Origin of the sequence: Actinokineospora enzanensis DSM 44649, assembly GCF_000374445.1 — a bacterium.
GTDB lineage: Bacteria > Actinomycetota > Actinomycetes > Mycobacteriales > Pseudonocardiaceae > Actinokineospora > Actinokineospora enzanensis.
Genome location: NZ_KB894404.1, coordinates 345948 through 358472, shown reverse-complemented (window position 1 = coordinate 358472; position 12525 = coordinate 345948). Strand labels below are relative to the sequence as shown.

Annotated in this window: 1 protein-coding gene (cut by a window edge); it reads right to left on the bottom strand. The window is 72.3% G+C overall.

Features of this window, described 5'->3' with window-relative positions:
- Positions 1-12418: the beginning of a type I polyketide synthase gene (locus tag C503_RS47640; RefSeq protein WP_018680914.1), read on the bottom strand. 18254 nt of this gene lie to the left of the window's left edge; only the first 12418 of its 30672 coding nucleotides appear in the window; it begins with the start codon at positions 12416-12418; the stop codon falls past the left edge of the window.
- Between the last annotated feature and the right edge of the window lie 107 nt (positions 12419-12525).

Genomic DNA, 12525 nt, shown 5'->3' with positions numbered 1-12525 from the left:
ACTCCGCGAGCATCGGTTCCATCAGCGGCGAGTGGAACGCATGCGACACGCGCAGCCGACTCGTCCGCCGGTCCGCGAACCGTTCCCGGACCAGCTCTACGGCCGCCTCGGCACCGGAGATCACCACGGCGGACGGGCCGTTGACCGCCGCGATCGACACGTGCTCGTCCAGCAGCGGAACGACCTCGTCCTCGGTCGCGTCGATCGCCACCATCGCCCCGCCGGGCGGCAGGGCCTGCATCAACCGGCCCCGGGCTGCCACCAGCGCACAGGCATCGTCCAACGAGAACACTCCGGCCAGGTGAGCGGCCGCGATCTCGCCGATGGAGTGGCCCGCCAGGTAGTCCGGCCGCACGCCCCACAAGCCGACCAGACGGAACAGGGCGACCTCGACCGCGAACAACCCGGCCTGGGCATACGCGGTCGCGTCGGCAGGCTCGGCGTCCGCGCCCCAGATCACCGACTTGATCGGCTGATCCAGGTATTCGTCCAAGCCCGCGCATACCGCGTCGAACGCTGCCGCGAACACCGGGAACCGGTCATACAGCTCCCGACCCATCCCCAGCCGCTGCGAACCCTGACCCGAGAACAGGAACGCCGTCTTGCCGCCGCCCGCCACGCCACTCACCACGGCAAGATCCGGCTCGCCCGCAGCCAGTGCGGACAGGCCACGGACCATGGACTCGGTGTCGGCGGCCGTCACGACCGCGCGGTGGGTGAAGCCCGACCGCGCGACCGCCAGCGAGCACCCCACATCGGCCAACCGCAGTCCCGCGCCGTCGACATGGGCGGCCAACCGTCCGGCCTGGGCACGCAGACCCGCCTCGGACTTCGCCGACACCACCCACGGCACGACCGCGTGACCCTCGGGTTCCGCGACAGGGGTTTCCGTGGACGGTTGTTCGAGGATCACGTGTGCGTTGGTACCGCTGATCCCGAAGGAGGACACGCCCGCCCGGCGCGGCCGGTCCAGGTCCGGCCAGCGGGTCGGCTCGGTGAGCAACTCGACCGCGCCCGTCGACCACTCCACATGGGTCGACGGGACGGCCGCGTGCAGGGTCCTGGGCAGCAGGCCGTGCCGCATGGCCATGATCATCTTGATCATCCCGGCCACCCCGGCGGCCGCCTGGGTGTGGCCCAGGTTGGACTTGATCGAGCCGAGCAGCAGCGGCCGGTCCCGGTCCCGGCCGTAGGTGGCCAGCAGGGCCTGTGCCTCGATCGGGTCGCCCAGGGTCGTCCCGGTGCCATGACCTTCGACGGCGTCGACGTCCGTTGTGGACAGTCCGGCGCTCGCCAGGGCGGCGCGGATCACCCGCTGCTGGGACGGGCCGTTGGGCGCGGTCAGGCCGTTGGAAGCGCCATCCTGGTTGACCGCGCTGCCCTTCAGCACGGCCAGCACCCGGTGCCCGTTCCGGCGCGCGTCGGAGAGGCGTTCCAGGACCAGCACACCGACGCCCTCGGACCAGCCCACGCCGTCGGCCGAGTCCGCGTAGGCCTTGCAGCGACCGTCCACCGCGAGCCCGCCCTGCCGGGAGAACTCGACGAAGGTGCCGGGCGTGGACATCACCGTCACGCCGCCTGCCAGGGCCAGCCCGCACTCACCGGCGCGCAGGGCCTGAGCGGCCAGGTGCACCGCGACCAGCGAGGACGAACACGCTGTGTCGACGGTGACCGCCGGGCCCTCGAAGCCGAAGGTATAGGAGACACGGCCGGACACGATGCTGTGCGCGCTGCTGCTGCCCCGGACGCCCTCGAACCGGTCGTCGCCGAGGAGGGCGACGTAGTCGTGGTACATCACCCCGGCGAACACGCCGGTCTGGCTTCCCCGCAGGGAGACGGGGTCGATGCCGGTTCGTTCGATCGCCTCCCACACCGTCTCCAGCAGGAGCCGCTGCTGGGCGTCGGTGGCGAGGGCCTCGCGGGGGCTCATCTCGAAGAAGTCGGGGTCGAAGTTCGCGGCCTCGTGCAGGAAGCCGCCGTGCCGGGTGTAGGAGGTGCCGGTGGCGTCCGGATCGGTGCTGTGCAGGGATTCCAGGTCCCAGCCGCGATCGGTGGGGAACGCCGAGACGGCGTCCACGCCCTCGGACACCAACCGCCACAAATCTTCCGGCGAGGACACGCCGCCGGGGTAGCGGCAGGCCATGCCGACGATCACGACCGGGTCGTCGGTCACCGACGACGTCACAGCGGTCGGGATCACCGGCTCGGCGCCGAACAGCTCGTCCAGCAGGTAGGTCACGACGGCGTTCGCGGTCGGGTAGTCGAACAGCAGGGTCGCGGGGAGGCGCAGGCCGGTGAGGGTGTTGAGGCGGTTGCGGAGTTCGATGGCGGTCAGGGAGTCGAACCCGAGATCCTGGAACGCGCGGGCCGGACCGATCGCCGCCGCGTCCGAGTGACCGAGGACCGCCGCGATCTCGGCGCGGACCGCGCCCAGCAGCGTTTCGACCCGCTGTTCGGCGGGCAGGCCGGTGAGGCGCCGGGACAGGTCTGCGGTCCCGGCTGCCGCGCGGCGGACGCGAGGTCGGATCAGGCCGCGCAGGATCGCGGGGACCTCGTCGCGCCAGGCCGCCGGGTCGAGCAGGACGGGCGCGACGACCGCGTGGTCACCGGACAGGGCGGCGTCGAACAGGGCCGTGCCCAGGTCCGGGGAGATCAGGGGCAGGCCGGGGCGGCGGGCGGTGTCGGCGAGGGCGCCGGTCATCCCGGTGTCCCGGGTCCACGGTCCCCAGGCGAGGGAGGTGCCCGGGAGGCCGAGGGCGCGGCGGTAGTGGATCAGGCCGTCCAGGAACGCGTTGCCTGCTGCGTAGTTGGCCTGGCCGGGGCTGCCGATCACGCCCGCCAGGGAGGAGAAGACGACAAACGCGGACAGGTCCCGGTCCAGGGTCGCCTCGTGCAGGTTCCACGCCGCGTCGACCTTGGGGCGCAGCACGGCCGCCAGCCGGACCTCGGTCAGGGAGGTGATCACGCCGTCGTCCAGGACGCCTGCCGCGTGCACGACGGCGTGCACCGGGTGCTGGTCGAACAGTTCGGTCACGGCGTCCCGGTCGGTGACGTCACAGGCGATGGTCTCCACCCGGGCGCCCAGGCCGGTCAGCTCGGCGGTGAGGTCCTGCACGCCGTCGGCGGCCGGACCACGGCGGCTGACCAGCAGCAGGTCCCGTGCGCCGTGCTCGGTGACCAGGTGTCGGGCGATGACCCGGCCCAGGCCGCCGGTGCCGCCGGTGATCAGTACCGGCCCGGCGGACCACGCGGGTTCGCGGGGCTCGGTGGCCGGTGCCTTGGTCAGGCGGGCGGTCAGGATGGTGCCGCTGCGGATGGTGAGCTGGGGTTCGGCTTCGAGGAGGGCCAGGGCGGACGGGAGTGAGTCGAGCGAGGCGGGGCTGTCGTCCAGGTCGATCAGTCCGAACCGGCCGGGGTGCTCGGACTGCGCGGATCGCACGAGTCCCCACACGCCTGCTGCGGCGAGATCGCCGCCGACCGTCCCGCCCCGGGTCACGAAGACCAGGCGTGACGTGGTGAAACGGTCGTCGGCCAGCCAGTCCCGGACCAGCGCCAGCACACGGGCGGTCGCGGTGTGGACCGCGCCGACCACGTCGGCGGAGGCGTCGCCGACGATCGGGAACACCACGGTGTCGGTCTCGGCCAGGGATGCCAGGTCCGCGTGGAACTCCAACGACAGGTCGGCCATGAGACCGGCATCGGAACCCATCACCGCGACCGATTCCACGACGGCGGCCTGCGTGGGCACGGACACCCAGTCGGTCTCGAACAACGAGTTCCGGGTAGTGGAGTCGGTCACTTGGGCGGCAGAGATCGGCCGGACGGTCAGGGTCTCGATCGTGGCGACCGGTTGTCCGTCGGTGTCGGTGATGGCGACCGACATGCCGCCTGCGGACGGCGTCAGCCGAACCCGCACAACGGAAGCGCCGGAGGCGTGCACGGAGACACCGCTCCAGGAGAACGGGACACCGCCATCGACATCCAGAAGGACCGCCGCGTGCAGTGCGGCGTCCCAGAGAGCCGGGTGCAGGCCGAATGCCTCAGCCTGCACGGACTCCGACAATGCCACCTCGGCGAACACCTCGTCGGCCCGCCGCCACGCGGCCCGCAGGCCCTGGAATACCGGACCGTAGGCGAGTCCGGCGTCGGCCAGCCGGTCATAGACGCCGGTCAGGTCCACCGGGTCGGCGTCCGGCGGCCACGAGAAGGCGTCGGCCGGAAGCTCGGCCGGGGCCAGGGTGCCGGTCGCGTGCACCACCCAGTCGCCGAGCTTCTCCGGCCGGGAGCGGACGGTGATGGCGCGTCGGCAGGCGTCGTCGGGTTCGCCGACCCAGGCCTGGAGTCGGACTCCGCCCTGGGCGGGCAGCGGCAACGGGGCAGCGAGGGTGAGTTCCTCGATCTGTCGGCAGCCGACCTCATCACCCGCGCGGATCACCAGTTCGACCAACGCCGTCCCGGGGGCGATCACCGACCCGAGGACGATGTGATCGGCCAGCCAGGGATGGGAGGACAGCGACAGGCGTGCGGTGAACAGGACACCGCCGTCGTCCGGCAGTTCCGCAGCCGCGCCCAGCAGCGGGTGATCGACGGACGTCAGCCCGATCGCGCCCGCGCTCTTGGTCGGCGTGACGGCGGGCCAGTACCACTGGTGTTGGAAGGCATACGTCGGCAGGTCCACCCGCCGAGCGCCCATGCCTGCGAAGAAGGCCGACCAGTCGACCGCCAGACCGGAGACGTGCAGGTGGGCCAGCGCGGTGACGATCGTCGGTTCCTCGGCGCGGTCCTTGCGCAGCACCGGAACGAGCAAGGCATCGTCCGCCGTGTTCTCCCGGGCCAGCGCCGAGAGAACCCCGTCCGGCCCCAGCTCCAGGAACCGCGTGACACCGGCACCGTCCAGGGCACGCACACCGTCCGCGAACCGGACGGTCTTCCGGACATGCTCGACCCAGTACTCCGGCGAGTACCCGGTCGCCAACTCGCCGGTCACATTCGACACCACGGGGATCGCGGGCGCGGCATACGAAAGCCGGGCCGCCACCGCACCGAACTCCGCCAGCATCGGCTCCATCAACGGCGAATGGAACGCGTGCGACACCCGAAGCCGACTCGTCTTGCACCCCCGAGCCGCGAACTCCTCCCCCACCCGCAGAACCGCAGCATCAACACCGGACACCACAACCGACGACGGGCCATTGACGGCCGCGATCGACACCTGCTCGTCCAGGAACGGAACGATCTCGTCCTCGGTGGCCGCGATCGCCACCATCGCCCCGCCGGACGGCAGGGCCTGCATCAACCGGCCACGAGCGGCCACCAAGGCGCAGGCGTCACCCAGTGACAACACCCCGGCCACATGCGCGGCCGCGATCTCACCGATGGAATGCCCGGCCAGGTAGTCCGGCCGCACGCCCCAGGACTCCACCAACCGGAACAACGCCACCTCGACGGCGAACAACCCGGCCTGGGCATACATGGTCTCGTCGACCGGTTCCGGATCCACGCCCCAGACCACCGACCTGACCGACCGGTCCAGGTGCTCGTCCAGCCCGGCACACACCGCGTCGAAAGCCTCGGCGAAGACCGGGAACCGATCATACAGCTCCCGACCCATCCCGAGCCGCTGCGAACCCTGACCGGAGAACAGGAACGCGGTCTTCCCCGGCCGGACCGCCCCCACAACGGCACCGGTGGCATTCGTGCCCAGCGCCGACAGGCCGCGCACCAACGCCTCGACGTCGCCGCCGGTGACGACCGCGCGGTGGTCGAAGCCGGTCCGGGAGACCGCCAGCGAGTACGCCACGTCCACCGGTTCCAGCTCACCGGCCGCCACATGGGCGGCCAGGCGCCGGGCCTGGTCCCGCACGCCCGCCTCGGACTTCGCCGACACCACCCACGGCACGACACCCGGCTCGACCGACCCGCCCGAGGGCACGGACAGCGGGACCCGGGCCGGTTCCTCCAGGATCACATGGGCGTTCGTGCCGCTGATCCCGAACGAGGACACCCCCACCCGGCGCGGTCGACCGGTCTCGGGCCACGGCACCCGGTCGGTCAGCAGCTCGACCGCGCCGTCCGCCCAGTCCACATGCGATGACGGCCGGTCCACGTGCAGGGACTTCGGCAGCACCCCGTGCCGCATGGCCATGACCATCTTGATGATCCCCGCCACGCCCGCAGCCGCCTGGGTGTGCCCGAGATTGGACTTCACCGAACCCAGCCACAACGGCCGATCCCGATCCTGGCCATAGGTGGCCAGGATCGCCTGGGCCTCGATCGGGTCACCCAGGGTGGTCCCGGTGCCGTGCGCCTCCACGGCATCGACTTCCGACGTCGTCAGCCCGGCACCGGCCAGGGCCTGACGGATGACCCGCTGCTGGGACGGACCGTTGGGCGCGGTCAGGCCGTTCGACGCACCGTCCTGGTTGACCGCGCTCCCCCGCACGACCGCCAGCACCTCGTGCCCGTGCCTGCGCGCGTCGGAAAGCCGTTCCAGGACAAGCACACCGACGCCCTCGGACCAGCCGACGCCGTCGGCCGAGTCGGCGAACGGCTTGCAGCGGCCGTCTTCCGCCAGTCCGCCCTGACGGGAGAAGTCCACGAAGGTGGCCGGGGTGGACATCACGGTCACGCCGCCCGCCAGCGCCAGGGAGCACTCGCCGGAGCGCAGGGCCTGGGCGGCCAGGTGCACCGCGACCAGCGAGGACGAGCAGGCCGTGTCGACCGTGACGGCCGGGCCCTCCAGCCCGAAGGCGTAGGAGATCCGGCCGGACACGATGCTGTGCGCGCTGCTGTTGCCCCGGAAGCCCTCGAACTGGTCACCGGTCAGCAGGTCCACGTAGTCGTGGTACATGACACCGGCGAACACGCCGGTCCGGCTGCCCCTTAACGTCGCCGGGTCCGTCCCGGTCCGTTCCACGGCCTCCCACGCGGTCTCCAGCAGCAGCCGCTGTTGCGCGTCGGTGGCCAGCGCCTCGCGCGGGCTCATACCGAAGAACTCGGCGTCGAACGCGCCCGCCTCGTGCAGGAAGCCGCCGTGCCGGGTGTAGGAGGTGCCCAGGACGGTACGGTCGGGATTGTAGAGCGACTCGGTGTCCCAGCCGCGATCGGTGGGGAACCCGGAGATGGCATCCACGCCCTCGGACACCAAGCGCCACAAGCCTTCCGGCGAGGACACACCACCCGGGTAGCGGCAGGCCATCCCGACGACGACGATCGGGTCGTCGGCCAGGACGGAGATCGGCTGCACGGCCTGGGGTTCGTCGATGCCGAACAGTTCGCCGAGCAGGTGGTCGACGAGGGCCTCGGCGTTGGGGTGGTCGAAGACCACGGTGGCGGGCAGCTTGATGCCGGTGACCGTGCTCAGCCGGTTGCGCAGCTCGACGGCGGTGAGGGAGTCGAAACCCAGGTCCTTGAACGCCCGCGTCGGGTCGATGACCGCAGCGCCCGCGTGGCCCAGCACGACCGCGACCTGGGCGCGCACCGCGTCCAGCAGGGCCGCGCGCCGCTGCTCGACGGAGAGCCCGGACAGTTCCCGGTGCACGCCGCCGGTGGCGACGGACCGACGGGCACGGGCCCGGACCAGGCCGCGCAGGACGGCCGGGATCTCGTCCTGGGTCCGCCACACGGCCAGGTCGAGCCGGGTGGGCACGACCACGGGGCCGTCGGCGGCGAGCGCGGCGTCGAACAGGGCCATGCCCTGCTCCGGCGAGATCTCGGGGATGCCTGCGCGGGCGACGCGCTGGAGCTGGGTCTCGGACAGGGTCCCGGTCATCCCGGCGTCCTGGGTCCACGGTCCCCACGCCAGCGACAGGCCGGGCAGTCCCGCCGCGCGGCGGTGTCGGGCGAGGGCGTCGAGGAAGGCGTTGCCCGCCGCATAGTTGGCCTGGCCCGGGCTGCCCATGGTGCCCGCGAGCGAGGAGAACACCACGAACGCGGCGAGGTCCCGGTCGCGGGTGGCCTCGTGCAGGTGCCAGGCCGCGTCGACCTTGGGCCGCAGCACGCGGGCCAGCCGGTCGGGGGTCAGGGCGGTGATCACGCCGTCGTCCAGTACACCGGCGGTGTGCACGACGGCGGCGACGGGGTAGCGGTCGACCAGGTCGAACACCGCCGCGCGGTCGGTGACGTCACAGGCCACCACCTCGGCCCGCGCGCCCAGGCCCGCCAGCTCGGCCACCAGGTCGTCCGTGCCCTCGGCCGCCATGCCTCGGCGGCTGACCAGCACCAGGTCACGGACGCCGTGTTCGGTCGCCAGGTGCCGGGCAAGGACACGTCCCAGTCCGCCGGTCCCGCCGGTGATCAGTACGGTGCCGTCGAGACCGGTCCACGGCGAGCCCACCGGTCGAGGCGTCGTGCGGATGAGGCGCCCGGCCAGGACGACGCCGTCCCGGATCCGGAGCTGCGGCTCGTCCGAGCCCAGAGCGACGGGCCAGGCGGCGGATGAGGCCGAGGCGTCGTCCAGGTCGACCAAGGCGAACCGGCCGGGGTGTTCCGTCTGGGCGGATCGCACCAGTCCCCACACGGCGGCCGCCGCGAGGTCCACACCGGACACCGCACCCCGGGATACGAACACCAGGCGGGACGCGGCGAAGCGATCGTCAGCCAACCAGGACTGGATCACCGTCAGCGCGCGGTCGGTCGCGGCGTGCACGGCATCGACCGAGTTCTGTCCGACCATCGACGTGACGACCACGGCAGGGACACCCACTCGGGCGAGCGCGTGGAGATCCGGGTGGACGTTCGTGAACCCGGCCACCGGGTCCAGGCCAAGCACGGCGACGGACTCGGGTGCCGCAGTCGGTAGGACAGGGCCGGTGGGGATCGGGGTCCAGTCGGGTTCGAACAGGGAGTCCTGGACGATGGCGGCGAGGTCGATCCGGTCGGTGGAGACCTCGCGGAGGACGAGCGCGTCCACCGTGACCACGGGCACGCCGTCGGTGTCGACGGCCGCCACGGACAGCTGCCGCTCGCCGGTGCGGGCGACGCGAACCCGGACCGCCGACGCGCCTGCCGCCCGCAGGGTGACGCCCTGCCAGGCGAACGGGACCAGCCCCCTGGGCATGCCGTTGAACGCCGAGACGTGCAGGACGGCGTCCAGCAGCGCGGGGTGCACGCCGAACGCGCCGCCCTCGACGTCATCGGGCAGGCTGACCTCGGCGAACACCTCATCGCCGTGACGCCAGGCGGCACGCAGGCCCTGGAAGGCAGGCCCGTAGTCGAACCCGCCGCCTGCCATGTCGTCATACAGGCCGGTCAGGTCGACCGGGTCGCCCTTGGCGGGCCAGGAGAACGTGTCGACACCACTGGAGTCGCTTGTGGACAGTTGGCCGGTGGCGTGTTCGATCCACGGCCCCTGGCCGGTTTCCGCCCTGGACCGGATGGTGATGGCGCGGCGGTCGGACTCGTCGGCGGGGCCGACCCGGACCTGTACGTGGACGCCGCCCTGCGCGGGCAACACCATCGGCGCGGCCAGCGTCAGCTCGTCGACCCGACCGCAGCCGACCTGGTCACCGGCGTGGACGGCCAGCTCGACGAAAGCGGTGCCGGGCAACAGGACCGAGCCAAGGACGACGTGATCGGCCAGCCAGGGATGGGACCGCACGGACAGCCGGGAGGTGAACACCACACCGTCGCCATCGGACAGCTCGACGGCCGCGCCCAGCAGCGGGTGGTCGGCGGCGGCCAGGCCAACGGCACCGACGCTCTCGATCGTGACGACCTCGTCCGGCCAGAACCGCTCGCGCTGGAAGGCGTAGGTGGGCAGGTCGACCCGGCGAGCGCCGGTCCCGGCGAAGATCGCCTGCCAGTCGACCGGCACACCCGAGACGTGCAGCTGGGCGATCGCGTCCACGATCACCGATTCCTCGGGCCGGTCCTTGCGCAGCACGGGCGCGAACACGGCGCCGTCCGGCACGACCTCCCGGGCCAACGCGGAGAGCACGCCGTCGGGGCCGAGTTCCAGGAACCGGGTCACCCCCGCCGCACCCAGGGCACTGACGCCGTCGGCGAAACGCACGGACTCGCGGACATGGTTGACCCAGTACTCCGGGGAGCGCGGCAGCTCCGCCCCCGCCAGTTCGCCGGTCACGTTCGACACCAGCGGGATCTCCGGCGCGGCGAACGACAGGCGGGCCGCGTCCTCGCCGAAGTCGGCCAGCATCGGGTCCATCAGCGACGAGTGGAACGCGTGCGAGACCCGCAGCCGACTGGTCTTGCGGCCGCGCGCGGCGAACTCCCCGGCAGCTCGCACGACCGGGCCCTCCACGCCGGAGAGCACGATCGAGGTCGGGCCGTTGATGGCCGCGATGGACACGTGCTCGTCCAGCAGCGGCGTCACCTCGTCCTCGGTGGCCTCGATCGCGATCATCGCCCCGCCCGAGGGCAACGCCTGCATCAGCTGGCCACGCGCCGCCACCAGCGCACACGCGTCGCTCAGCGACAGCACCCCGGCCACGTGCGCGGCCGAGATCTCGCCGATGGAATGGCCTGCCACGAAGTCCGGCCGCACACCCCAGGACTCCACCAACCGGAACAACGCCACCTCGACGGCGAACAACCCGGCCTGCGCATACATCGTCTGGTCCAGCTGCCGGGCGTTCGTGCCCCACGCCACGGACTTGACCGAGAGGTCCAGGTGTTCGTCCAGCCCCGCGCACACCGCGTCGAACGCGGCCGCGAACACCGGGAACCGGCCATGCAGCTCCCGACCCATCCCCAACCGCTGCGAACCCTGGCCCGAGAACAGGAACGCCGCCCTGCCCGGCTGAACCGCACCGACCGCAACCCCGGCGGACGCCTCGCCCGTTCCCAGCGCGGTCAGGCCGCGTGCGAAGGACTCGGTGTCCCCCGCTGTGATCACCGCGCGGTGGGTGAAGGTCGACCGCGAGGTCACCAACGAGTACCCGACGTCGACCGGCCGCAGCTCCCCGGAGAACTCGGCCAGCCGCCGGGCCTGGGCGCGCAACCCGGCCTCGGACTTGGCCGACACCACCCACGGCACCACGGCGGGCTCGACTGCCGCAGGCTCCGACTCCTCGGAAACCGCTTCCGCCTCTTCCAGGATCACGTGCGCGTTGGTGCCGCTGATCCCGAACGCCGAGACGGCTGCCCGCCGGGGCTGCTCCCCCACCGGCCACTCGCGGGCCTCGGTCAACAGCTCGACCGCGCCTGCCGACCAGTCCACATGCGACGATGGCGTGTCCACGTGCAGGGTCTTCGGCAGCACGCCGTGCCGGAGGGCGAGCACCATCTTGATCACACCGGCGAGACCCGCGACGGCCTGGGTGTGGCCGAGGTTGGACTTCACGCCGCCCAGCCAGAGCGGTCGGTCCCGGTCCTGCCCATAGGTCGCCAGCAGGGCCTGCGCCTCGATCGGGTCGCCCAGGGTGGTGCCGGTGCCGTGGGCCTCCACGGCGTCGACCTGCTCGGCCGACAACCGCGCGTCGGCCAGGGCGTTGCGGATCACGCGTTGCTGGGAGGGGCCGTTCGGGGCGGTGAGGCCGCTGCTGGCGCCGTCCTGGTTGACCGCCGAGCCGCGCACCACCGCGAGCACCGGGTGTCCGTTGCGGCGGGCGTCGGCCAGCCGTTCGACCAGCAGGACGCCGACGCCCTCACCCCAGGACGTGCCGTCCGCCGCCTCGGCGAACGGCTTGCAGCGACCGTCGGGGGCGAGGCCGCGCTGGCGGGAGAACTCGGTGAACAGGCCGGTCGTGGAGATCACGGCGACGCCGCCCACCAGGGCCAGCGAGCACTCGTCGGCGCGCAGCGCGCGGACCGCGAGGTGCAGGGCGACCAGGGAGGACGAGCAGGCCGTGTCGACGGTGACCGCCGGGCCCTCCAGGCCGAGCGTGTAGGCGATCCGGCCGGACAGGACGCTGGTGGCGGCGCCGGTCAGCAGGTGGCCCTCGGTCTGCGCGGAGTGGCGGGCCAGGTAGCTGTAGTTGGTGTCGGCGCCGCCGACGAACACGCCGGTGGCACTGCCGTGCAAGGCGGCCGGGTCGATGCCCGCGCGTTCGACCGCCTCCCAGGCCGACTCCAGCAGCAGCCGCTGCTGCGGGTCCATGGCCAGCGCCTCGCGCGGGGCGATGCCGAAGAAGCCCGCGTCGAACTCGGTGGCGGTGTCCAGGAAGCCGCCGTGCCGCACATAGCTCTTGCCCGGCCTGCCGGGTTCCGGGTCGTAGAGCGAGTCGACGTCCCAACCTCGGTCGGAAGGGATCTCCCCGATCGCGTCCGCGCCGTCGGCCAGCAGCCGCCACAGGTCCGCAGGCGAGTCGACGCCGCCTGCGAACCGGCAGGCCATGCCCACGATGGCGATCGGCTCGGCGCCCCTGGCCTCGACCGCCTCCAGCCGCTGCCTGGCCCGCCGCAGGTCGGCGGTGACCAGCCGCAGGTAGTCGCGGAGCTTGTCTTCCGAGCTGGCCATGGATCGCGAACCTCGCTGTCTTGGAAGAAGTCACTGTCTTGGAAGAAGTCCCTGTCCGGGACGAAGTCGCTGTCCGGGGAGAGGCCGCCGTGGTGGCGGAACCGGCG